This is a genomic window from Paenibacillus sp. CB74 (genome assembly GCF_055687625.1).
In genome coordinates this window covers 3,861,249-3,883,743 of sequence record NZ_CM146009.1, presented here as the reverse complement: position 1 = coordinate 3,883,743, position 22,495 = coordinate 3,861,249, and the positions used below count along the sequence as shown (strand labels likewise).

Below are 22,495 nucleotides of genomic sequence, written 5' to 3'. Positions count from 1 at the left end.
TACGCACTTTGCTGAGCTTAAGAAGCTGCAGGCAATTTCAATTGTTGACCTGGATAAATCCAGTGTGGATTTTTGATATTGTTCAGCTTTTGCAATGCCTGCCAAGTTGTGCCGTATTGTTTGGAGATAGAGTACAGGGAATCCCCAGATTTCACAACATGCAGTTTCGCTGGAGCTGGTTTGCTTGGGGTTGGTTTAACCGGTTTTTCCGGTTTTGGTGTTTCTGGTTGTGGCTTGGTTGGAGCTGGTGTTTCTGTTGCCGGAGTTTCCGGCTCTACTGCAGGTTTTTTCGCTTCACTGATCCGACCATCTGTTTTGATGTTAACTGCGCCAAGCTTCTGCATGTAATTGATCAATGCTTCGTCCAGCGCGCCATACATACCTGTTGTTGGGTATTTGGCAAACATGGTGTATTCGTCACCACCAACAGCTGTGAAATCATTGGTTGCCAGCGTGTATGTGGCTTCCGGATCAAGGGCTTTATCACCAACAGTCACGGAATGTACACGGCTACCTTCAGCAGCGGAAGCGTCGATTTTGAACTTGATTCCAGATACTTGCGGGAATCCACCGCTTGGTTCCGGATAGGAGGCTACGCCGACTTCAAGGGCTGCCAGGATATCGGACCCCTTCACTTCAAGAGTTACCACTTGATTACCAAAAGGAAGCACGGTGATGATATCACCTTTGGTTACGACACCTTGCTCAATGGAAGAACGGATACCCCCACCGTTAGTCAGTGCGATATCGGCATTGCTGACATCACGAATGGCATCTGCAAGCAGGTCACCCAGGTTAGTTTCACCTGCACGTACTTGTTCACGTTTACCATCCAGCAGTATAGCTGTATTGGCTACTTCTTCTTTCAAAATCGGTTCTTGTTCTTTTTGAATGGAGTTTACGAGAGTTGCAACTTTCTCATTCGGTTTGATGTCTTTTGCTTCCGTTTCATCAATTAGAGTTGCTTGTTTCTTCGTTACTTTACCACCGTCTACCCACAGATCGATGACACCCACATAATTGGTGTATTCCCCTGCACTTGCAATCAATGTTCCATTATCGGATACAAGACCATCTTGCAGTACAGTGTGGCTGTGACCATCAATGAATACATCAATGCCAGGAACTTCTTTAACGACTTTGAAACTAGTATCCGTGCTGGATGCGTCTTGTCCAAGGTGTCCCAAGACAACAACAACATCTACTTTGCTGCGAATTTCGTTTACCAGAACTTTGGCTTCCGCAGATGGATCTGTAATATCAAGACCTTCTACGTTTTTCGGATTCGTTTTGTACAACGTTTCCGGTGTAGTCAAAGCGATGATACCGATCTTCACGCCATCCACCTCTTTGATGAGATAAGGATCAAAGAGTCGTGTTCCGTCTTTTTTCTTCACGTTGGCACTCAGCATGGGGAAGTTCATCATGTCTGCCAGTTCAATCAGGCGATCCGAACCATAGTTGAATTCGTGGTTACCCGGTACGATGGCCTGGTATCCCATTTCATTCATGACTTTTACGATGCTCTCACCATTTACGAGAGTGGCAAAAGTTGTACCATGTACAGCATCTCCGGCATCCAGCAGGAGTGTGTTCGGGTTTTCGCTACGATATTTGTCAGCAATTCCAGCTACTTTGGCAAAACCCATGGCAGGTGAAGATTCAACTGCACGGGCATGCGTATCATTCGTATGTAGAATGGTAATGTGTTTGCCTGTGCCCGGAGTGGTGTCCGTTGCAGCCGCGGCAATACCTACACTGCCAAACAGCAAACAGACCGTTAGCAGAAGTGAAACGTAATTCTTCCAGATTTTCATATGAATCCGATACCTCCCCAAATAATAATCTACTAGAGCGTTTACATAGCTCAAATAGTATTTTAACAGACTATTATTAGGAAATCTCGCGAATCACGTAAAAATAAGTAACCTGAAAGTGACATGTTTAAATTGGTACTGGTAAAAATAATCTCCGCAAAGAACGTATGTTCTTAAATGGTGTAAAAAAAATGCTGCACTTCACGCGGCAGTCCGGTACGTAAACAAAATTTCTCCAAAGATTCATCCGGTTCAGGCATTACCCCGGAGGTTAGTAACTGAATGGCAAAACGGTTAGCCTGTCTTTCCAGCTTGCCTGGAGCAAAATAGGAATGTTCCTCCAGAAAGAATCGATTAATCCCTTTATGAAGCCGGTCATGGCCAAGCTCATGGGCGCACACGAACCGTTGCCATTCCGGCGGCAAATCATTGTGTATGACGATAAACCTGCGCCGGAGCTTGCGGAAGTACAGCCCCTTGGTGGATTTCCCCAAATTGGTGAAACGAATCTGTATTCCAACCGCGCGGGCAATGCTGAAAGGGCAGTTGGTCCGGTGTTTTCGAATCAGCTTTGTTACGATATCATCCATATGATCTCACCTGCTGCTTCATTAAATTCAGTTCGTCGTGCCTCATGGGCGATTGTCCGATTCGTCTGTCTTTTTGCGTTTGTTCATCTGTTTGGCTTCCCAGAACAGACCTGTCAGTACATCCTTAATTCGTTTCTTGTCATCTTCATCAAGTGGAATGCCGTCAAACATCAGATCATCATCGTCCTCCAGCATCTTTTTGAAATCACGACGGTCTTTGTATGTAGCCCATTCCGGTACTTCCTGAAGTTCGGTGGCACTCCCTGGTTCGATATAACCAGCCTGTTTCATCATCTCTGTATAAGGCACCGAGAGTGCATCTGAAATCTTGCGGATAGTTGCTGGTTTCGGCACACCCCGGACCCCATTTTCAATACGTGAAATCTGTGAGTTACTTATTCCGGCTGCTTCGGCGAGCTGATTGATGCTGTATCCCTGTTGCTCGCGCAGTTGTTTCATATAAGGACCAAAAGCGTGCTCCACCATGTATGCCAACTCCTTCGATTCGTACAAGTGCTTGAAATTAATATTAAGAAGAAAGGTGAATGCGACAACCCTAAAGCTCTGCGGGTGCGCCGTTCCGGATTCGGATCGTTCTTTTGATCGCTGTTATCCCCGGATTTCCTATATCCCTTTCCTAAAGGGTGAAATCCGTTGCTAAAGGCGAACGTTTTGCTTCTTCAGAATCGATTTCGTCTCCTCCACTACGTTGGCTCTTGGTAAGTGCATTAACACATATTTCAAAGGCATCTTCTTAATATTAAAAATCAAATGACTTATACGGAAGTTCATTAATTAAACAGTACTATAACGTATATATACCATTAGGTAAAGGGATATGAAACAATTATGCCAAAAGGCATAGGAAATGAGAGCGAAGGTTTTATTTTATCGTCAAAACGAACCAAAATGAAGGTTTACTCCGATCTCCAGAAAGTGGTATCCTCAAATAGAAATACGAACACCATACGAACAAAATGTAACATTGACACAGGTTGGAGTTTAAGAAACCATCCTTTGAAGAAGGGAATTCCCCGGATTATACCGATTTGGAGTGATTCCAAAAGGCAACAGCGGGAAATTGAAAAAATGTCGTTATTATTTCAGAGATCTGGATAACTCTAATAAAGATGAGAGCATGAGGGTTTAACTTTTATAGAATGAATTTTAAGGTACGCAAGAACGAAGAGGGCAGAAAAAAGCTGGAGAAGCGAAGTGTTCGCCTTTATCACTGGATTTCCACTTTTGAAAATATAATCAAAGAAATCCGGGGATAACAGCGATCGGAAGGTTATTCTGTCATCAGAGTGAATATGCGAAGCTACTAGACTTTCATTCTATACCTAATGTTAAAGGAGGAAGATAAATATGGAATTGATGCTGCCCGAATTGGACCGACGCAAAACGCAAACGGCTGTTGAAGCTGCGCTGGAGAAATATCGAATCTATAAAACGATTGCATTTGAAGAACGAGAGGTTATGGTGACGGCAAGTTATGCGGAGCGTTTCCACGGTGCAACCAATGTGACGGGGGATTCCACGGCACGAACGGCGATCTATAATGTGGATGTGCAGCGAGCGCGTCAGGCATACTGCGATACGATTGATTTTGTGGTGTCCCGCCTGAGTGAAAAGGAACGTGTTCTCGTATGCGAACGATATCTGAAAGACGATGATGTGTTTGATTATAAAGTGTATAACCATGTGTTTGATCCGCCTGTCAGCAAGGACACGTATACGAAGATTCGTACGCGTGCTTTCTACAAAATGGCGCTGGCTCTATCAGATCGAGGACTAATTAATATGGAGCCGTTGTCTGTGTCCCGCAAGGAGCGGCAGAAGCTGGGCTAAGTTATCGATTGAAGAAGTTGATCCTTTAATATCCAAGGTGGATTGGTTACAATAGTTGAACAAACCACAGTTGGCATTAGCCAAAGGAGAGAAGACTGTCATGTCGGAAGAAGTCGGAATGCAGGAAATGGTCACGCTGAAGACAATCGCAGAAACGCTCAATACGTCCAATGATCTGAACCTCATGCTGGATACCGTGGTCGGCAAATTACTGGAGTTGACCGGATTAACAGCAGGCTGGATGTTTCTGATTAATGAACGTGGAGACTATGCCTGTGTTTCGGATTACAATCTGCCCCCGGCATTACTGCGTAAAGATAAAGAGCCCATGCGAACGGGTACTTGTTGGTGTGTGAACCGCTTCAGGGACGGTCGTCTGAATCATGCGGTCAACATCATTAACTGTAAACGGTTGGAGGATGCCGTGGAATTCCAATGGGGAGATACCCACGATATTACCCACCATGCGACCGTTCCGCTGCGGTCAGGTGATAAAATGCTAGGCTTGCTCAACGTGGCTGCGCCAGCCAAGGAACATTTTAGCGATAGTGAACTGGCACTGTTACAGGGCGTCGCGTACCAGATTGGTAGTGCGATGGATCGGATGAGATTGTATCGTGCGGAGCAGCAGCGAGCTGATCTGTATGCCAAGCTAGGGGAGTTCAGCACGGCCTTGGGCCTTGCGGTGAACGAATGCAGCAATTCGGATGCCTTTTCTGTAAAAGTTGTACAGCTGCTTGGACAGCATTATGACTGGCCTTTTGCCGCAATCATTCAGCAGAAAAACGGAATGTTCGTTTTGCAGGCAGTGTATGCAGACAATAAGGTTCGAACATTATCCAGTGCGCTGGTATCCTCGGAAGCGGCAAACCACATGAACCGGGTAATCCATAGTCATCGTGCCACATCTCTGTCTGCAATAGAGGTGGCTGAGATACTTAGTCTATACGAGCCTGACCAGACGATGAATTCCATTGCCTCGGGAATGGTTGTTTCTCTCCCGTATCATACGCCAGGGGAAACGGGAGTTCTGGTGATCGGAATAGGAACAGGAACAGCAGGTCCTGTACAGGCAGACCTTGAAGTGCTGGAAGCATTGGCTGAGCATATTGCGGCTGCATGGGAGAGTCTGAAGCTGGCGGAGAATCGCCGAGAACTGGCACGACTGGAAGAGAGAAACCGGTTGGCACGTGATCTTCATGATTCGGTTAATCAGATTCTATTTTCACTATCGTTAACTGCTAAAGGTGCGGAAAGTATGTTGACAGCATCCGAACAGGCCCACCCGGCAGCGGAAGCGATGAAGGATATTCGGACTTTGTCTCAGGAGGCTCTTAAGGAAATGCGCGCATTAATTATGCAGCTACGTCCTGCAGGACTGGAAGCAGGGCTACTCCATGCGTTACAGGAATACGGTACCAGCCAAGGTCTTCAAGTGGTGATGAATCGGACGGGAATGCGGTCTTTACCGCGTAATATAGAAGAAGCATTATGGCGAATTGGGCAGGAAGCGCTGAATAATATACGGAAACACGCGGATGTTCCTTCTGCTGAGGTCAGCCTCAAGTTAAGTGAGCATGAAGTGGTGTTCACCGTTGCAGATCACGGAATAGGCGGTGCGCAAAGGCCAAAGACATCGTCTGGAAATTCACTTGGCCTGTCCATTATGAAGGAACGGGCCGAATCGCTTGGGGGCAGGTTGGAGATCGTTAGTTCTTCCCGCAAGGGAACAACAGTAACGGCAGTCATTCCACTTCCGTTCGAATCCGTATAAAGTCAGGGGGGAGAAGAGATGCCAATTACGATTTTGCTCGCAGATGATCATGCGATGGTGAGACGAGGACTGCACGTTTTTTTGAGCACACAGCAAGACATGGAGGTTGTTGGTGAAGCATCGAACGGACAAGAAGCTCTGACGCAGGCGGAAGCGTTAAAACCCGACGTGGTATTAATGGATCTGCATATGCCGGTCATGGACGGAATCGAAACAGCTAGACGGCTGCGTACACTAATGCCAACAACCCGAATCATTGTGCTCACCTCGTTTTCCGATCAGGATCATGTGGTTCCTGCTGTGCGCGCTGGGGTGAAAGGATATCTGCTCAAGGATATTGAACCAGAGGACTTGGCTGTGGCCATTCGTAATGTGCATGCGGGTCAGGTGGAATTACATCCTGCGGCAGCAGGTCAATTGATGCATGTGATGGCTTCATCCGATGGGTCGATGAGCGAACAGTTATCAAAGCAAATACCGACAGATCAGTCGGCGGACACTCTACATCCAGAGCTGAAGCAGGTGGAGAAAACAACGCAAACATCTCCTGGCGGTCCGGATATGCTCACTCGCCGTGAACAAGAGGTCTTGGGATTGATTGCTCAAGGGCTGAGCAACAAGGAAATTGCGGTTCAATTGGTCATTACCGAAAAAACGGTCAAAACCCATGTCAGTCATCTGCTCGACAAACTGGGGTTGGCGGATCGGACACAAGCGGCTCTTCATGCGTTAAGAAATGGTTGGGTCGTCTAACCATTTCCGACATATCTTCATACTTAAGTCGTATAAACTCAACCTAAAGGTTGAGTTTTTTTGGTATTCAAGTTAAGTCTATCTGCTGACGAATTGAATGCGGAAAAAAGGTAAGATAAGGATAGTCAAAGACGGATCGGTTGAAGGAACGTTAGCGTTTGAACCCAAAAACCAAGGAGAGTGACATGAATGAATATTGTTATTTTGGCAGGCAGCAATCGGAATAATGCAACCAGTACACGTCTGGGAGAGTATGCGGTGGAGATTATTCTGGGTCAAGGACATCAGGCTAGCCTGTTTGACCTGTATAAGTCACCGCTCCCATTCTACGCACCAGATGAGAAACAAGCGGATCACGAACATCTGGCAGACCTGAACACGCGAATGCTCGCTGCGGACGCAATCATCCTGTCTACACCGGAGTATCACGGCAGTATTAGCGGTGTGCTCAAAAATGCACTGGATCACCTGAGTCAGGCTCATTTCAGCGGCAAACCCGTCTTGTCCATTAGCTCCTCCGGCGGAGCAGTGGGGGTAAGTTCGCTTTTACAACTGCAAGCGATTGTCCGTAATCTGCATGGCATTAATGCACAAGAGTGGATCTCCATTGGGGGTGCACAGCGCAGACGATTCGAAGCGACATTTGACGGATATGAAGAATACGAAGGCAGTCAGGATATAGAGGACCGGGTGCAGCGGGTTATTGGATCGTTTTTGAATCTGGCCCAGACGTTAACGAATGCGCGGAATGCATCCACGAGTTAAGAAAGAATTGAAGAAAAGGCGAAAATGGAAAAGAGGTTGAGCATCATGATTACAGGCATATTTGAAACACATCTAAACGTGACGGATCTGGAGAGATCCCATCATTTCTATGAAACGGTTTTGGGTTTACCTCATGCCTATGGGCAGAAAGAACGCGGAAACTCCTTCTACTGGATAGGTGGAAAAGGCAATGCCATGCTGGGGTTGTGGCAAAAGGAACCTTCCAAGGTGCAGCGTCAGCACTTTGCTTTTCAAGTATCTCTCGAGGATATGAAACATGCGGTGGCTCACTTGGAGAATAAAGGGATCAAGACACGCAACTTCCTGGATGATGATATCGGTGAACTGTACGTCTTTGGCTGGATGCCTGCGGTATCTGTATATTTTACCGACCCGGATGGTCATTCACTTGAATTCATAGCCATGCTCCCGGATGAAGCGAAGCCTGAACTTGGCATGGTGCCATGGAGTGAGTGGGAGAAGATGCAGGGGCGAAGCGTATGATCATCGAAGAATTACAGTTATACACAACTCGGCTGGAGGAGCTCAAGCATTTTTATAGTGTTACGTTAGGCATGGAGGTGTCCAACGAGACGGATCAGGCCTTCCACCTTCAGGTTGGATCGACTAGGATGATATTCAAACAGTGTGAGACGGATCATGAGCCCTTCTATCATGTGGCCTGGATGATTCCGACGAATCGATTCAAAGAAGCGAAACAGTGGGCTGCATCCCGTGTTGTTTTAAGCAAGGAAGGGGAGCGGGATGAGACGTACTCTACGAATTGGAACTCTCATTCTCTCTATTTCGAAGATCCGGCAGGTAATATTATCGAGCTGATTGCTCATCATCGTATTCAGAACGGGAGGGATCATAACTTCTCTGCGAAAGACATCGTAAAGGTATGTGAGGTTGGATTGGTGTCGGATGATGTTCTGTCTACGGTGAATGAGCTTCAGCAGATCGGATTTACTCGCTGGGGTGAGATAAGTGAGACTTTTGCTCCTGTAGGAGATGTACATGGTTTATTTATTGTGGTGAAGAAGAATCGAACATGGTTTTTCTCTACGCAAAAAGCACAGATCTATCCACTGGAAGTATCCATCCGTGACGTGGGCAAGCTTCGAATAGGCTAAACTTTGCATTCCGGGGCAAAACGGGCATATGTGGAGCATTTCCATCATGTTATAGAAGTAAGCGCTCTATTTATTAACCAGAATAGATAAGTTGAACTACATTTACACGATAACAGAGAGGACAGAAGAAAGCTACTTCGTAATACAGATGATGAAGGGTGGTGGCAAGCTTGGATCGACGTTTGTTGGAAGAAGGACTATCAATTATCGTTTCCAGTCGGGAGCGTACAGGAGATCTGTGGCACGCCCATTATGGGGCGGGTGCGATTGCGGCATATTTTTGGGTGCGGGAAAATCGTCTCACTGCCCTTGCCGCCGGCAGTGTTACCGCCGAAGCAAAAGCCATGCTTCGCCAGCATGGAATCAGCCCTGGTCAGACCTCTCCAATAGGTGAGATGATGCCCAGGGAAGATGCCGAAGCGTGTATTACGGACGCATTGGATCGAACCATTGGAGAGCTGCACTGGGTTGGACACCAGGCCATCTACGGGGCAATCAGTCTGAAAGCCATTCGTGAACTGGATGGATGGGGCACTGCGGAGGATATTGGTCGGCTGGTTGAACTGATCGATTCATTCGATCGAACCATTCCGGGGAGATCCTGGATGAACACAACGATGAAAGAAATTCGCAGTCTGAAGCCAGAGAAAAGTGATGGTTTCCCCGAGATCGAAGATCCAGTTCAGTTGTCACGTCTGATTCTGGATGAACTTGGTGCGTTCCAAACGATCTATCACGCGGAAGCGCATCATGACCTGATTGGTCATATGCTGACTTACGGACATGCGCTTAACATATTATATGAACTGGGTTATCCGGCATTATTCCACAAAGGCATCCCGCCATTCCTTACCATGGTGAAGGCATTACGATTAAGCCGAGATGTGGATATTGAACAGGCGATGCCGACATTACAATCACCTGTAGATCTACTGCCACTAGCACGAGCGGAACGGTCGGTGGCGTTGCCCCATGAACTGGAATATTGGCTCACCGATAGACGTTCCCGTGACTGGTACGGAGGTCATGTATTCAAATTCCCGTTCAGCTTCTATCATCATGCCAAGAATGGGGAGCCCGTATCGGAAACATGGGAGAACTTTCGTTATATCATCGCGTGAGATAAAACATACATTTTACAAGGGGTGTCCGTCAGTCATGAGTTTGACGGAGGACACCCCTTTTTGGCATTATTCTGGTCTACCGAATCGTGGGTATCCTGAACCTTTTTAACGGGGCCAAATTTCAAGGATAAAAAGGATCAGAATGACTAGGGACACCAACATGTATGGCGATTTTCGTATAGGCTGACGTGCTGCCCATATACCCCAGGAACTCATAAGTGCAATACTCCCCCAGAAAATCCATAAGGAGATGCCTTCTGGCGTAAATAGAAAGGACAGCTGGGGCAGTCCCCTGTTGCCAGCCCCAAGAAGAACAGTGGTCATATAGACGAGGACAAGGAAAAACAACTCAAAGAGCAGGGTTTGCAGCCAGAAATAATAGATGTTGAACACTCGTAGCACGATGACTGTGATCAGGATAAACAGGATACCAACGGATAAGAATGTTGCCGCGGTCCATCCAATGAGAGATGTTGTTACAACATCTGTTTCCTGATATAAGATGTACATCGCCAACGCATACATAGCGGGGCCCGCCATATAACTGGTGACAGCAATCCAAAGATAGAAGAAATACCTTTTCTTCATGGTCATATTCATCCTTTATTGTTCGTAGAATTTGAAAGCTGCTTACGTCATATAAACATCAACAGGATGGGTTTGGTTGGGTTAACGATAGGAATTCCTCACAATAAATCGGCATTTAACCGCCATAGAGACGACCACATTCAGGCGTAATTCATCCCGATTACCATCAGCGCGAGTGGGCAAAGGCGGTAAAATGGTATTATCGGATCAGCAGCAAGGCAGACAACACTGACAGCTCATACGCTAAAGTACAGACCGGCCATGGGGCCGGTTTTTTAATTCGGTGATTGTTCCCTTGCCCTGATCGGGTAATAAGACTAAACAGATAACAGGAGGCTACGTGATATGAAAACAGTATTGTATGTTCCACTGGATGATCGTCCAGCGAATCTGGATGATGTGATTGTGCAAGGGAAAGCAGCCGGTATCCATATCGTTACACCGAGCCTGAGTGATATTAAGAATCGTCTGGACTCGGAGAAAACCGTAGATGGCACAACGCTGCTCGGCACCTCCACGCCGGTTTATGGCAAACCGTCCAAGATTCACGACTTTATTCTGAAACATGCTGCCAAGGTCGACGGATTCATTATCTCATCCGATATGCTCGCCTATGGCGGTCTGATTGGTAGTCGTCAGCTCCGCGAAGATGGGGGAGGTTCCTATCCAGAGTACGATGAAGAAACTACGCGTTTGCTGGATGTGATCCGCGTAATCAAGCAAAAATATCCACGTAAACCTGTGTTCGTAATGGATACCATCATGCGTCTGGCTACAACCTCTTTTGCAGATGGTTTGGCACTCGATGCATATAATGAGTCCCGTGCGTTGATGCAGCAGCCGCGTCAGACATACACCGAATTTGAAGATATTATTCAAGGTTATAACCTGTCCCCGGATGGAGTGGAATATGGGACAACGACCTATTTTGATAAAGAACAGTATTACAATACAAGACAGCATAAATTCAAAACAAATCTGTACATTTTGGATCAGCTGGCTCGCTCAGGTTATATCGATTTCCTCGCCGTGGGTGTCGACGATGCCAACACGCAGGGTGTTCAGATTAATGAAATCAACTATGTAGAAGCACGGATCAATGAATGGCTCAGTGGAACCAATGGACAAAATCCGGATCGTGCCATCATCTTGCCGGATGCGGATGGTCTGGGGCACGCTTTGGTTGCTCGCATGGCTAACCAGTTGTTCCGAGGCGGGGCGAAGACACGTTACGCCGTGAAATATTTTGGTCCTCACGGCAATACGATCATTAACACATATGAATACATGGACGTACACGAGAATGTGGTTCGTCATGTGGATATTGTGGGCGGTGTGCTTGTGGCCGATTCGGCATATCCTGAACCGGAGGTGGTGACGGATCCGATGACTAGTGTGGATAATGAACAGCTGGTGGCTGTATCAGTCGAGCAAGTTGTTCCATTTGATATGGCTTCCGAACTGGATCGTATGACAAAGGGTCACCCGGGAAATTCCGGAGAGAACACAGCCGTCGACATCGAGATTATTGCGATTACCGCTCTGGATCAGGTGCAGGCTGCGTTGGAGCAGTTGACGCTGAATGGGGAGCAAGGTCTGCCTTCGGTGTTGATTGATTTTGTGGGAAAAGGTCCAGCGAATGTTGATGTTGCTGAAGCGTTGCTGAGCAGTCCATATACCGGACGGGTGTTGGGATACAGTGCTTGGAATACACCGGGCAACAAGATCGGTATTGCCGTAGGTATGGGGCAGTCCAGGTACGCGTTGATCACCACAAAGAAGCATGAGCATAAATTGCGAGATGCAATGAATGCACATGGCTCACTGTTGTTTAAACGTTTCCTGAAGGATTATTACTATAAAGCGGTAGCGATTGCAGAGATTCGCACGTATTCCCGAGCTCACGCGTTGTATACCAATGTGGCTACTCTTTCAGATCAAAATATGTTGCTGTTCAACTCGGAGGAAGATTATGCCCATCTGCAAACATTGCTCCGTGATCTGATGCAAACTTATACCACGGCGCTTGCGAATAAGACAGCCTTCCATACAGGCAATGTGGCGATTAAGCAGATCTGTAATGACGAATTGTCCTATGCCACGTATGGCAGTGCACTGCTGGAATATGCGAATCCCGATTTCATCTGGGGCCGTGCATTTGAGATTACGTTGAACCCGAAGGTTACTTTGAACTAAGGTTTGAAATAGTAGAACGCGTTATGTCGTCTTTTTTCCACCCGAACGACCCCCTTTATCGCACCGAAGTCGTACGGAACACCATCCGCGCTAGGGATGAAAGAGTGTAAGATTGTATTATCGGATCAATAACAAGGGACGCACCGAAAGCACATACGCTAATGTACAGACCGGCCAGGTGGCCGGTCTTTTTGATGCGGTGAATTAGTCCCGGTACTGGTTCGATCGGAATACAGACTCTGAGTTCAAAGGGGGAGTCTACTGCTGCTGCATTGTCGCTGCACGGTGTGGGCAGATCTCAAACTTGCAGCCAAAGGGGGCGAAATGAATGTGTCTATGAACAATGAGATTAGCACGATCATGAGCACGCTCATAAAAAAAACGCTAAAACAGAAGCTCGCGGTCCTTGTTCCAGATTGGGATGATCGTGTGCTGGATGTACCTGCTTCAGGCGAAGTGTTGGCTGGGCCTTGTGCCGTGGTTGCGTTTGCCGAAGAAGTGCCGAAGTCTGCCTGGGCGGGATATCGAAGGATTATTAAAATCTCACCATACGCTCGTCCGGAAGATGGCGGCGCTGAACAAGTGGAAGCTTGGTCCGCTGAACTAATAGAAGGATTGCATCAAGTAAGGCTAGTGGATGAAGCAGGTGAGTCCTTCACTTGTATCTATCTGGGTTCTTCAGATAGTGACCGGGTGGATGCAGGGTCTGGAATGTTTACGCGCAGTCTGCGGTTCGGAGTGTATGTTCCCGAAGACTCGGGAGCTGCTCTCGTTGAATCAGAGGATGCGTGGTTAGCTGCGCTTCAAGGCTGGACACAGCAGGAACTTGGCTCGAACTGGTCGGTATATGGTGATGCCTGGCCTGGTGGATACGATACGCCGTCTGTGTTATGGCGATTGGCCGGATGCAGCACGTCTGTGGCGGGCACTTCCGCATTGGAGGTTCGACAACAGTGGATTGGGCATGTGCTCACCGATCATACAGTGCTAACACGGCACACAGTTACTCGGTTGGTCGAAAAGCTTGCTGTGCAATCTCGTCTTGCCGTTAATGAAACGGGGGGCGAAGCGCACGAAGGTAACACGAGATATATTACAGTGGATGAGGTCACCGCAGATCTGCAGGCGGATGCGTATCTGAATGGTCAGATTCGTCTGACACTACAACAGCGGATTCGTCGTCCGGGTACGAATGTACCTTTGATCCGTGAGATTTACCATAGCAAAGGTATGGAGTAAACGTTAGTCGAGAGGAACCTTCTATTAAAGGTGGTTCCAGATTATAGCTTTGAGTAGATTGGTTTAGCTTCAATATTATAGCTTCAAATTCATAGGTTCATAGGGTCGAAAATTCATAGGTTACGCTTAAAGATCAATGTTAACGAAATTAGCAGTCCAACAAATGAGGTGAGATGGCAATGGCAAGCTCAGTGAAAAAAAACAAACAGACCGCTCCGCGGTATACAAGGGCAGAACTGATGAATCATTCAGAAGCCCTCTTTGCCGTTAAGGCAGAGGTGCTGTACGGTGCGCTGTACGAAGCGGCGCAAGAGACGTTTTCCATTGAAGAAACACAAGAACGAATTAACCAATTTATGAAAGCGAAGGTGAAGGCATAATGGCAGGTGGAACTTGGGAACAAACGAATCGTCCGGTCCTTCCGGGCTTATATATGAATTTTCAGGCGGCAGCATCCTCGGCCATTCAGGCAGGTACGCGGGGAACGGTCGTTGTGCCTATCAAGGCCAACTGGGGTCCTGTAGGGACTTTTGTTGAAGTAGGGAGCGAAGCGGCGATTGAACGTATCTATGCGGCGAATGCGCTGGACAACGGTACAGCTTATACGTCCTTGAAGCTTGCCCTGTTGGGCGGGCCGAAGAAGTTGCTCGCTTATCGGGTAGCAAATGCTGCTGCCAAAACAGCTACGCTCACCTTGAAGGACAGCAGTGATGCCAATGTGCTGCAACTGGATGCGAAGTATCCTGGGGATCGTGCGAATGGATTCTACGTCACCATCCAGCCAGGTGTAATTGATAATACGAAACATGAAGTGCGCCTCTTTGAAGGTAACCGGATGTTGTATGCGCTCCTGACTGCGGATATCACAGCAGCTTCTCTGGCAAAAGAGATTAATTCGGATGAACGAAATGTCTGGGTGACGGCGCAGGCGATTGGTGATGGTGCGGGTGTGGTAGCTACTGTTGCGGGTGCGGCATTCAAAGGCGGCGTAAGTGGCAATGATGACCTAACCAATGCGGAATACATTGCTGTGCAGGGTGCGCTGGAAGGAGAGCAATTCGACGTCTTGGCTTTGGATCAGGCGGCTGATGCACCTCTGCTTGCGAGCTTTGCGGCATGGGTGAAACGTGTGCGTGGTGAAGGCAAGCCAGTGATGGCTGTATTTGGCGGTTCCGCAGCGGATGATACCTCCGCTACAGCAGCACAAAAAGCAGCAGCACGTTCGCTTGCGCTCAACCATGAAGGTGTGATTAACGTCGGTACAGGCGTGCGCCTTGGAGATGCATTTTACAGCTCGGCAGAAACGTCTGCTTATGTTGCCGGACTGATCGCGGGACAACGTCTGAACCAATCTACAACTTATGCAGCTACTCCGTTCGATGATGTGACGCGTCGTTGGACGCGCACGGAACAGGAGCAGGCGGTACAGAATGGCGTATTTATTTTCTTCCATGATGGACGTCAGGTGAAAGCCCTTCGTGGTGTAAACACACTGGTAACCCTAGCGGCTGGCCAGAATAATGCGTGGAAAAAAATCCGATCTATTCGTGTGTTGGACGCCATTAACACGGATCTGCAACGTTCCGCGGAAGATACGTATATCGGTAAAGTGAACAATACTGAAGAGGGTCGTCAGGCACTGATTAGTGCCATGAAGGCCTATTTGGCGCTGCTCGCACAGAGCAATGTGATTGAAGCTGACGGTTACGATGTCATTCTTGATCCGGCGTATTATGGCACTGCTCCAGTTCTCAAACCGGAAGCGGATCAGGTATTCCTGCAATGGAATGTGAAGCTGACGGATGTGATGGAGCAGTTGTTTGGTACATTTTACGTGCAATAAGGTTGTGTGGAAGGAAAGAACTGTTTTCTAGAATAATTACTGCACGTTGAGCTGATGGTTTACACGATATTTTTTAATTTCAAGGAGGAAAATATATGTTGGATGCGTCAAGAGTAATTCTCGGTACCCATGGTCAGCTGCATATTGATGGTGTGTGGCAGACAAACATTAACAAGTTGGAAGCGAGTGTGGAGATTGAAAAGCGTGAGCTGAGCCTGGTCGGTAACGACTGGAAAGTGCACAAAAACGGCGCAAAAAAAGGAACAGGCACGATGACGGGCTACAAGGTCACTTCGGATATGATCCTGCGCGGCTTCACCAAATTCGAGATTATTTCGAAGCTGAACGACCCTGAATCGTATGGACACGAGAGTGTTCTGCTAAAAGGTTGCATGGTGGACAAAATCCAGCTTGCCAACTGGACAGCGGGTGAGGAAGTACCGGAGGAAACGGGCTTTACGTTTGAAGGATTTGAATTGTTAAATCCGATTGTGGCGAACTAAAAAGGACTTTAATGGAGGCCGAGATGATCTCGGTCTCTTTGTTGTCTACTTAAAGCAAATTTAGTATCTACACGATAACGGAGAGGACAGAAATAACGTGAAGAAGTGGAGCGTTCGCCTTTATCCCCGGATTTTCCCTTGAAGAGGGGAATCAAAAAAATCTGGGGATAACAGCGATCGGAAGGTTATTCTGTCATCGGAGTGGCTAGTGTACCATTATGATTGCAAAATGTGAGCAAGAAGGAGATAACGCCCAATGAGTATGAATGAAAATATGTCCGAAGAACAGATTTTGGATCAATTGTTTGAAGCAGCAGAACGTTTGCCAGAGGAGAATGTGCGGATTCAGCGTCTGGATCTGCTGTTGACCTTGCGTGGACTGACGTCCTCCAAAGTGGATCACATTCGCGAACGCTGTACAATTCGAAAAACGACCAAAGGCCGCACCGAGGAAAAGGTGGATACGGAAACATTTAACGCGCTTCTCATTTCCGAAGCAACCGTGAAATTGAAAGTACGCAGCCTGGAACTGTCCGGCTGGGGGGATACCCGCATTACCGGTCGCATGAAGCTGTCTGGTGGAGAACAGGCGGTTCGCCGTATGCTGCTCGCGGGTGAATTGGATGCTGTAGGTGACAAAGTGCTGGAGCTGTCCGGCTTCGGTGTGGAGATTGAAGACCTAAAAAACTGATTCACTCCGGCGGGATGACCACGTTCCTGTATCACATGTGGGTGCGTCATCATCTCCGGCCCGGAGAGTTCTGGTCTTTGCCACGCGGGGAGCGTTCGCTGTTGATTGCGTTCTCGGAAGAGGAAATGTCAGCGATTACCGCGCAAATGAATCGATAACGATATAAGGCAGGAGGTGAAAAAATGGCAGAAATGATTGTAGGTCTATCCAAGTCCAATGCCGAAATGCGGACAACCCTTCGATACCTGGATCAGATCCAGCGTTCTACGGAACGGCTGGGAAGAGTTCGATATCAGAGTCTAATCAAGGTGAACAATGAACTGAGAACGACTGGGCGCAGGTTGGAGCATATTTATAGTATGGCTGTGCGAATCAGTAGGCTGCGAATTACACCGACGGTTGGGTTGATTGATAAGCTCAGTCCAGCATTGGATCGCGCATTGGCGAAACTGAACAGTTTCAGGGACCAGATGGTTACGGCTTCGGGTACAGTATCACTTGAGGTTCGGCAGAAGATCGAAGTGGCGATGGGGAAGATGAACCCGGCGAGTGGGCCTTCGTTGGCACTGAACATTGGGAGCAATAATAATACGGTCAATAATTCTGCCAAGGAAGAAGAACCTAAAAAGTGGTGGGAAAAGTGGCTTGAAGGAATTCAAGCATTCAATGATGTGAAAGATGCAGCGTTTAATGTAGGGGATATTATTGGTTTATTCAAAAAGAAAAAGGATGACAGTCCTGCACCAGATCCAACCAGAAGCCCTGCTTCCAAATGCTGCTGTTGTACAGGTGGAAAGATGGGCAAGAACCGCAGAGTTCGGTCACCCAATGCGAACGGTGGAGGAGGCCCTGATCGGGGCAGAAGAGGCTACCGAAGTGGTAGAAGATCAGGCAACGGCCCGAATCCAGGCCCAAGACCAAATCCGGTACCGAGGCCACCTGTACCTGATCCGCCTAATCCTCCACCCGATCGAAATAGAAATGGGAGAAGAGGACGAAGAGTTAGAGGTATGGGTGGCTTAGGCTTCGCAGACTCTGGTTCACTCGGATCATTAACCGATATGCTGGCAGGTAGTGGGTTGATGGACAGCTTGAGCGGAGGTTTCGCCAAAGGTGCCAAAAGGCTTCTCGGACCCATAAGCATGCTCGCAGATGTGGCGAATGTAGCGACAGCACCCCCGGAAGAACGTGGTCGAGCGGTAGGTTCCATGATTGGCGGCACAGCAGGCACTGCGATTGGTAGCGCCATCGGTAGTGTACTTTTACCTGGTATAGGGACATGGGTTGGTGGTGCAGTAGGTGGTTGGGCCGGAAGTGCAGCAGGCGGTTGGATCGGAGACAAAGCGAAGGATATTGGAAACTTTATGTCTAGTGCTAGCGAGGGTGTAGGGGATGCATTGTCGGGTGCAGCGGACTATGTCTCTGAGAAAACCAAAAAAATCACCGATGGCATATCCAACTTCTTCGGCTTTGGTTCCAAAAAAGAAGAGAAGACGGTCTCGGCAGCAACAGTAGCTGCACCGTCGCAATTACCAACAGGGCCGCAGATGGCACCTGCTTATATTCCACCAGCACTGGCCATGACAGGCCCAACGGCTTATATGAACAGCAAGGTCGGTCAGCCTACATCTGCTGGCTTCATGGGAACAAGCATGATGCAAAACCAAGCCATGGCGCTTGGTAACGGTGCTACGCAGACGAATGGAAAATCGTCCACGATGACGGTACAAATATCCGAAGACCAGATGAGCAGTCTGTCCGGTTACTTGAAGGATTTCAAAACCGAAACTACCAATCAGATTGCGATCAATATTCCACCAGGCGCGGTGCAGGTGACCGTTCGTGAAAATGCCATTGACTACGATGGGCTGTCACGTCAAGTTGGACAACGTATTGTAGGGGAAGTGCGTCGTGCGATGGAAAACCGAAAAACGATTATGGCCTAAGCAGAAAGGAGGCCGTGTATGTCTGTATTTGAAGATACAGTGGAAGAGATCCGAATAGAATTTACCCTGATCGATGGGAAAACGCAGTTTCAATTTCCAGTGAAACCGGAAGAATTGACGATCTCACGTTCCAAAGGGTACGAAACGATTAATATGCTGGAGCATGGCGAGTTTGATTTTGCACAGGGGGAGAAGGTGAAGGAGATCACCTTCTCTTCTTTTTTTCCCAAAGAGTATGATGCGTCCTATTGCATGTACGAAGATTTGCCTGATCCGCGGGTAGCGATGAATATGCTGAATACGTTTTTGATATCGAAGAAGCCGCTGCGCTTCATCATCACCAACACGGGGGTGAATGTGCCGGTATATCTGATCTCGCACAATACGACCTTCCGGGGCGGCGAGAGCGGAGATATTTACTTCGACCTAACCCTGCGCACATGGCGGGATTCCAAGGTGGAGAAGGTGGGTTCTGCCGCATCCGGGAGCAAGTCAGGTTCTCGTACGGATTTGAAAAAGTCTAGCAAGACCTACACCGTCAAATCCGGTGACTCTCTGTCCAAAATAGCAAAGCTTGAGCTGGGCAGCAGTTCCAAATGGAACGAGATCTACAAGCTCAACAAGAAGATCATCGGCACTGATCCGAACCGGATCAAGCCCGGGCAAAAGCTGGTGATGCCATGACCTACAAGGTCATTGTCGACGATAAATATGACATCACCAAGCTGGTAGAGACGATTACGCTGAAGGACTCGCTCGACCAGATTGCGTATCAGGCCAACATCCGGCTGGCGGTGTCTGCATCTTCGGGTCTGCCTTCGATTTCACCGGGCATGGCGGTGCGGATTAGCGGGGTTCCTTTTGGCGAAAAATCCATGGTTCACTTGCTGCATCCTGCGGTCATCTGGGAGGTGGAAAGCTCGAATAGCGGCACCAAGCGGCTATCTCTCACGGTGTACGACCGGATGATCTATCTGGAGAAATCGGAGGACGAGTTCCTGCTACCAAAGGATCAGACGGCTACACAGCGGCTTAAAACCTACGCCAAAGAGTGGAAGATTCCATACGCTTCACTGCCTGATACCAAGACAAAGCTGGGCAAAGCGGTGTATCGGTCACAGACGATTTTCTCCATGATATTTGCTGATCTGAAGGAAACGGCGAAGTCTGGCGGGGAGATGTATCATCCGAGGATGACACCCGGCGGGTTGCAGCTCTTCCAGATCGGAAGTAATGCGAAGGTGTATGAGCTGGATCGGCTGATTGATCTGACCCAGATGCGTACGCTCGAAGGAGCGGTCACCAAAGTGAAGGTGATGGCGGCATCGGAGTCTGGCAGTGGCAAAGAGGTTCCCTCCAAAGTGCTCGCGATTGAGCAGAATGGTGTGGAAGAATTGGGCACATTGCAAAAGCTGATCGAGGACGATCAGGTAAAATCGACAACCGCCGCGAAGAAACTGGCGAAAAGTCATCTGACGGGGATTCAGGAGACCTTTACGATCTCCGCACCGGACGTGAATACGATTCGCGCCGGGGACGCCGTGTTGTTAAAAGGGCTCAAGCTAATCGTCATGTCGGTCAGCCGTGATCTGTCTGCCGGACCTGGAACAATGACATTAGAACTGGGGACGGCTGAACTGGTGAAAAGGAGGTATTACCTTGAATAAAGATGATCCGTATGGGCATTTTGCCGACGTCATGCGGGGTGCGATGAGTACCCATTCTCGTCAGGCCGTGAGCGGTCTGGGAGCAGTATTGGGTACGATGACCTCGTCAGGCGTGAAGCTGGATGATTTCAAGCACGAAGTGCAGGATTATCTCGTGGCCGAGTTGCCGGGCACGCTTGGACTGCCGGAGCGCGAGGCTACTGGCGTGATCTCGGGTATATCTGACGTGGCAAACGGAGGAACGACGGGCACGGGACGGTTTCTTTTGCAAGAAGAGGAAGTGGAAGAAGCGGTGTGGTCTCTTGGTAAAGGATTAAAAGCGGGAGATCGCGTACTGGCGATGCGGGTGAATGGCGGTAACGACATTGTGGTGCTGTGTAAGGTGGTGAGTGCCAATGCCTAGTTTGTTCCCGGAAACGGGTATGGTCTGGGGAGATGAGGAGGATCTGTCGGGGGCGGCATCTGAAGAGGTACGCTTTGGACGAAGTTGGCGATTTGATTACGATACAGGCGATTTTGTGCTGACCCCAAGTGGCAAAGTCGCTGCTGCTGATGGGCATGAAGCCTGGGTGCAATGGTGCATCAAGGCCGTGAAAACCCCAAGGTACAGACATGTGATTTATTCTCGGGACTATGGTTCGGAGCTGGAGGAGCTGGTGGGTCATGGTGATAGTCGCGGCGTGATGGAAAGTGAAATTACCAGGATGGTGACGGAAACGCTGTTGGCTGATCCACGCACGGATTCGGTAGACCAGTTTACATTCGATTGGAATCGGGAACAGTGCATGTTCTCGTGCCGGGTGGCGAGTGTGCAGGAAGAGATGTTTATTCTGGAAAGTGAGGTGATCTGACGGGATGGCTGAGATTCCGCGTTATTTGGAGGACCAGACGGAGGAACAGATTATGCAGCGTATGCTGGATCGTCTGCCCGCGGATCTGGATAAGTCGGAGGGTTCGTTTCTGTGGGATGCGGAAGCTCCGGTAGCGTTTATGCTGTCTGAGGCGGCTTTGTGGGCGCAGGAATTACTCCGGCGGGGGTTTGCAAGTACGGCTGCGAGCAGTGATCCGAATTTTCGTTCGGAAGAGCTGGATCTGCGGGCGGGAGAACACGGTATCACGCGGCGGGCCGCGGTGGCGGCGCAGGGTTCGGTGAGGTTTATGGGTACGCCGGGGAAAGTAGTGCCTGCGGGAACGGTCGTAGCTACACTCGCGGATGAAGTATCTGCCGAAGCTTCGCTCGAATATGAGACAGTGGGACGTGTGGAACTGGATGCAGAGGGCTTCGGGGTAGTAGGCGTGCGAGCGCTTGTTGCCGGAAAAGAGAGCAATGTACCTGCGGGCACGGTAACTGTGCTGTCTACACCTGTAAGTGGCGTGACTTCAGTCACGAACGTTGATGTGATTAAAGGCGGTGCAGATATCGAGGCCGATGCAGCGCTACTGGAGCGTTTTTATGCCAAAGTCCGCAACCAGGGGACCAGCGGCAACAAGTCGCAATATGTGCAATGGGCCAGTGAAGTGCCAGGTGTTGGTGCAACGCGTGTGATTCCGTTATGGCAGGGGCCGGGCACGGTGGGATTGTATCTGCTGGATACGGACAAACGTGCTGCGGGTACCGATCTGGTGGCGGCCGTACAGAAGTACGTCGATCCAACGCAGGATGGACAAGGTGAAGGTGTTGCGCCGGCGGGGCCGGTGGTGTCCGTGATGCCAGCAGAAGAAGTACCGATGAACATTCAGGTGAAGTTGACGCTGGCAAGTGATGCAACGTTGGCTGATGTACGGGCACTGATCGAACGCGGGGTGACCGCGTATCTGAAGCAGTTGGCTTTTGCCGATCCGCTCGTGCGTTATACTCGCATTGCCGCGATCCTGCTGGATATTCCGCCCATTATCGACTATTCAGAGCTTACCGTGAACGGTGTGAGCGACCAGAATATTGAGATGACCACGAGTCAGGTGGCGGTGCTGGGGGCGGTGGATGTGCATGAGTAGTGTTGGGCAGATGGTGA

At 48.9% G+C, this 22,495-nt stretch carries 23 protein-coding genes; 19 read left to right on the top strand and 4 right to left on the bottom strand.

Translation table 11 applies throughout. From position 1 onward, the window contains the following. Positions 1-17: 17 nt before the first annotated feature. The 3 genes from ACX9NY_RS17360 to ACX9NY_RS17350 form a co-directional block, all read right to left on the bottom strand. Positions 18-1,817, bottom strand: coding sequence for a 5'-nucleotidase C-terminal domain-containing protein (locus ACX9NY_RS17360; protein ID WP_339240209.1), 1,800 nt, complete (start codon positions 1,815-1,817; stop codon positions 18-20). 173 nt (positions 1,818-1,990) lie between these two features. Further along, the gene (locus tag ACX9NY_RS17355; RefSeq protein WP_339240211.1) at positions 1,991-2,407 is read right to left on the bottom strand and encodes an ImmA/IrrE family metallo-endopeptidase; all 417 of its coding nucleotides are present in this window, start codon (positions 2,405-2,407) and stop codon (positions 1,991-1,993) included. A gap of 42 nt (positions 2,408-2,449) precedes the next feature. Then, positions 2,450-2,893 (bottom strand): helix-turn-helix domain-containing protein, encoded by a 444-nt coding sequence (locus ACX9NY_RS17350; protein WP_339240212.1) that lies wholly within the window; start codon positions 2,891-2,893, stop codon positions 2,450-2,452. 882 nt (positions 2,894-3,775) lie between these two features. Here ACX9NY_RS17350 and ACX9NY_RS17345 point away from each other — a divergent pair. The 7 genes from ACX9NY_RS17345 to ACX9NY_RS17315 all read left to right on the top strand — a co-directional run bounded on the left by ACX9NY_RS17345 (position 3,776) and on the right by ACX9NY_RS17315 (position 9,807). After that, positions 3,776-4,258, top strand: coding sequence for an ArpU family phage packaging/lysis transcriptional regulator (locus tag ACX9NY_RS17345; RefSeq protein ID WP_017690187.1), 483 nt, complete (start codon positions 3,776-3,778; stop codon positions 4,256-4,258). Between the two features lie 55 nt (positions 4,259-4,313). Next, positions 4,314-6,032 (top strand): GAF domain-containing sensor histidine kinase, encoded by a 1,719-nt coding sequence (locus tag ACX9NY_RS17340; RefSeq protein WP_472474027.1) that lies wholly within the window; start codon positions 4,314-4,316, stop codon positions 6,030-6,032. 18 nt (positions 6,033-6,050) lie between these two features. Continuing rightward, positions 6,051-6,785 (top strand): response regulator transcription factor, encoded by a 735-nt coding sequence (locus tag ACX9NY_RS17335; RefSeq protein ID WP_339259355.1) that lies wholly within the window; start codon positions 6,051-6,053, stop codon positions 6,783-6,785. 189 nt (positions 6,786-6,974) lie between these two features. Then, on the top strand, positions 6,975-7,550 hold the full coding sequence (locus tag ACX9NY_RS17330) for an NADPH-dependent FMN reductase (RefSeq protein ID WP_339259357.1): 576 nt from the start codon (positions 6,975-6,977) through the stop codon (positions 7,548-7,550). A 45-nt stretch (positions 7,551-7,595) separates the two neighbouring features. Continuing rightward, a complete protein-coding gene (locus ACX9NY_RS17325) occupies positions 7,596-8,054 on the top strand; it encodes a VOC family protein (RefSeq protein WP_472474025.1) in 459 nt (152 codons plus the stop codon). Further along, entirely contained in the window at positions 8,051-8,686 is a 636-nt protein-coding gene (locus ACX9NY_RS17320) for a VOC family protein (protein WP_472474023.1), read from the top strand. The genes ACX9NY_RS17325 and ACX9NY_RS17320 overlap by 4 nt, the downstream gene beginning before the upstream one ends. A 161-nt stretch (positions 8,687-8,847) precedes the next feature. Next, a complete protein-coding gene (locus ACX9NY_RS17315; RefSeq protein WP_472474021.1) occupies positions 8,848-9,807 on the top strand; it encodes a hypothetical protein in 960 nt (319 codons plus the stop codon). Between the two features lie 108 nt (positions 9,808-9,915). On the opposite strand, the gene ACX9NY_RS17310 is transcribed toward ACX9NY_RS17315, so the two are convergent. Further along, positions 9,916-10,398, bottom strand: a complete 483-nt coding sequence (locus tag ACX9NY_RS17310) for a hypothetical protein (RefSeq protein WP_472474019.1) — start codon at positions 10,396-10,398, stop codon at positions 9,916-9,918. A 345-nt stretch (positions 10,399-10,743) separates the two neighbouring features. Here ACX9NY_RS17310 and ACX9NY_RS17305 point away from each other — a divergent pair, with 345 nt between their 5' ends. The 12 genes from ACX9NY_RS17305 (at position 10,744) to ACX9NY_RS17250 (ending at position 22,478) form a co-directional block, all read left to right on the top strand. Then, on the top strand, positions 10,744-12,594 hold the full coding sequence (locus ACX9NY_RS17305; protein ID WP_472474017.1) for a DUF4127 family protein: 1,851 nt from the start codon (positions 10,744-10,746) through the stop codon (positions 12,592-12,594). A 330-nt stretch (positions 12,595-12,924) separates the two neighbouring features. Continuing rightward, a complete protein-coding gene (locus tag ACX9NY_RS17300; RefSeq protein WP_472474015.1) occupies positions 12,925-13,833 on the top strand; it encodes a hypothetical protein in 909 nt (302 codons plus the stop codon). A 179-nt stretch (positions 13,834-14,012) separates the two neighbouring features. Next, entirely contained in the window at positions 14,013-14,213 is a 201-nt protein-coding gene (locus ACX9NY_RS17295; RefSeq protein ID WP_472474013.1) for a YqzN/YkzM domain-containing protein, read from the top strand. Further along, positions 14,213-15,676 carry a phage tail sheath subtilisin-like domain-containing protein gene (locus tag ACX9NY_RS17290; protein ID WP_472474011.1) on the top strand — a complete coding sequence of 488 codons (1,464 nt, stop codon included), beginning with the start codon at positions 14,213-14,215 and terminating at the stop codon, positions 15,674-15,676. The genes ACX9NY_RS17295 and ACX9NY_RS17290 overlap by 1 nt, the downstream gene beginning before the upstream one ends. Before the next feature lie 95 nt (positions 15,677-15,771). After that, on the top strand, positions 15,772-16,179 hold the full coding sequence (locus tag ACX9NY_RS17285) for a phage tail tube protein (protein WP_472474009.1): 408 nt from the start codon (positions 15,772-15,774) through the stop codon (positions 16,177-16,179). A gap of 256 nt (positions 16,180-16,435) precedes the next feature. After that, positions 16,436-16,870 (top strand): phage tail assembly chaperone, encoded by a 435-nt coding sequence (locus ACX9NY_RS17280; RefSeq protein ID WP_017690174.1) that lies wholly within the window; start codon positions 16,436-16,438, stop codon positions 16,868-16,870. A 182-nt stretch (positions 16,871-17,052) separates the two neighbouring features. Further along, the gene (locus ACX9NY_RS17275) at positions 17,053-18,816 is read left to right on the top strand and encodes a hypothetical protein (RefSeq protein WP_472474007.1); all 1,764 of its coding nucleotides are present in this window, start codon (positions 17,053-17,055) and stop codon (positions 18,814-18,816) included. 54 nt (positions 18,817-18,870) lie between these two features. After that, positions 18,871-19,500, top strand: a complete 630-nt coding sequence (locus ACX9NY_RS17270; protein ID WP_339261335.1) for a LysM peptidoglycan-binding domain-containing protein — start codon at positions 18,871-18,873, stop codon at positions 19,498-19,500. Continuing rightward, entirely contained in the window at positions 19,497-20,483 is a 987-nt protein-coding gene (locus ACX9NY_RS17265) for an XkdQ/YqbQ family protein (RefSeq protein WP_472474005.1), read from the top strand. The genes ACX9NY_RS17270 and ACX9NY_RS17265 overlap by 4 nt, the downstream gene beginning before the upstream one ends. Next, positions 20,476-20,886 (top strand): hypothetical protein, encoded by a 411-nt coding sequence (locus ACX9NY_RS17260; RefSeq protein ID WP_472474003.1) that lies wholly within the window; start codon positions 20,476-20,478, stop codon positions 20,884-20,886. Before ACX9NY_RS17265 ends, ACX9NY_RS17260 begins: the two co-directional genes overlap by 8 nt. Next, positions 20,879-21,334 (top strand): DUF2634 domain-containing protein, encoded by a 456-nt coding sequence (locus ACX9NY_RS17255; RefSeq protein ID WP_339259378.1) that lies wholly within the window; start codon positions 20,879-20,881, stop codon positions 21,332-21,334. The genes ACX9NY_RS17260 and ACX9NY_RS17255 overlap by 8 nt, the downstream gene beginning before the upstream one ends. A gap of 4 nt (positions 21,335-21,338) precedes the next feature. Next, entirely contained in the window at positions 21,339-22,478 is a 1,140-nt protein-coding gene (locus ACX9NY_RS17250) for a baseplate J/gp47 family protein (RefSeq protein WP_472474001.1), read from the top strand. Positions 22,479-22,495 lie beyond the last annotated feature (17 nt).

Excerpts from the sequence above, each read along its gene's own strand:
- ACX9NY_RS17360 (WP_339240209.1), bottom strand. The coding sequence starts at position 1,817 with ATGAAAATCTGGAAGAATTACGTTTCACTTCTGCTAACGGTCTGTTTG.
- ACX9NY_RS17355 (WP_339240211.1), bottom strand. The coding sequence starts at position 2,407 with ATGGATGATATCGTAACAAAGCTGATTCGAAAACACCGGACCAACTGC.
- ACX9NY_RS17350 (WP_339240212.1), bottom strand. The coding sequence starts at position 2,893 with ATGGTGGAGCACGCTTTTGGTCCTTATATGAAACAACTGCGCGAGCAA.
- ACX9NY_RS17345 (WP_017690187.1), top strand. The coding sequence starts at position 3,776 with ATGGAATTGATGCTGCCCGAATTGGACCGACGCAAAACGCAAACGGCT.
- ACX9NY_RS17335 (WP_339259355.1), top strand. The coding sequence starts at position 6,051 with ATGCCAATTACGATTTTGCTCGCAGATGATCATGCGATGGTGAGACGA.
- ACX9NY_RS17330 (WP_339259357.1), top strand. The coding sequence starts at position 6,975 with ATGAATATTGTTATTTTGGCAGGCAGCAATCGGAATAATGCAACCAGT.
- ACX9NY_RS17325 (WP_472474025.1), top strand. The coding sequence starts at position 7,596 with ATGATTACAGGCATATTTGAAACACATCTAAACGTGACGGATCTGGAG.
- ACX9NY_RS17320 (WP_472474023.1), top strand. The coding sequence starts at position 8,051 with ATGATCATCGAAGAATTACAGTTATACACAACTCGGCTGGAGGAGCTC.
- ACX9NY_RS17310 (WP_472474019.1), bottom strand. The coding sequence starts at position 10,398 with ATGAAGAAAAGGTATTTCTTCTATCTTTGGATTGCTGTCACCAGTTAT.
- ACX9NY_RS17305 (WP_472474017.1), top strand. The coding sequence starts at position 10,744 with ATGAAAACAGTATTGTATGTTCCACTGGATGATCGTCCAGCGAATCTG.
- ACX9NY_RS17295 (WP_472474013.1), top strand. The coding sequence starts at position 14,013 with ATGGCAAGCTCAGTGAAAAAAAACAAACAGACCGCTCCGCGGTATACA.
- ACX9NY_RS17290 (WP_472474011.1), top strand. The coding sequence starts at position 14,213 with ATGGCAGGTGGAACTTGGGAACAAACGAATCGTCCGGTCCTTCCGGGC.
- ACX9NY_RS17285 (WP_472474009.1), top strand. The coding sequence starts at position 15,772 with ATGTTGGATGCGTCAAGAGTAATTCTCGGTACCCATGGTCAGCTGCAT.
- ACX9NY_RS17280 (WP_017690174.1), top strand. The coding sequence starts at position 16,436 with ATGAGTATGAATGAAAATATGTCCGAAGAACAGATTTTGGATCAATTG.
- ACX9NY_RS17275 (WP_472474007.1), top strand. The coding sequence starts at position 17,053 with ATGGCAGAAATGATTGTAGGTCTATCCAAGTCCAATGCCGAAATGCGG.
- ACX9NY_RS17265 (WP_472474005.1), top strand. The coding sequence starts at position 19,497 with ATGACCTACAAGGTCATTGTCGACGATAAATATGACATCACCAAGCTG.
- ACX9NY_RS17255 (WP_339259378.1), top strand. The coding sequence starts at position 20,879 with ATGCCTAGTTTGTTCCCGGAAACGGGTATGGTCTGGGGAGATGAGGAG.
- ACX9NY_RS17250 (WP_472474001.1), top strand. The coding sequence starts at position 21,339 with ATGGCTGAGATTCCGCGTTATTTGGAGGACCAGACGGAGGAACAGATT.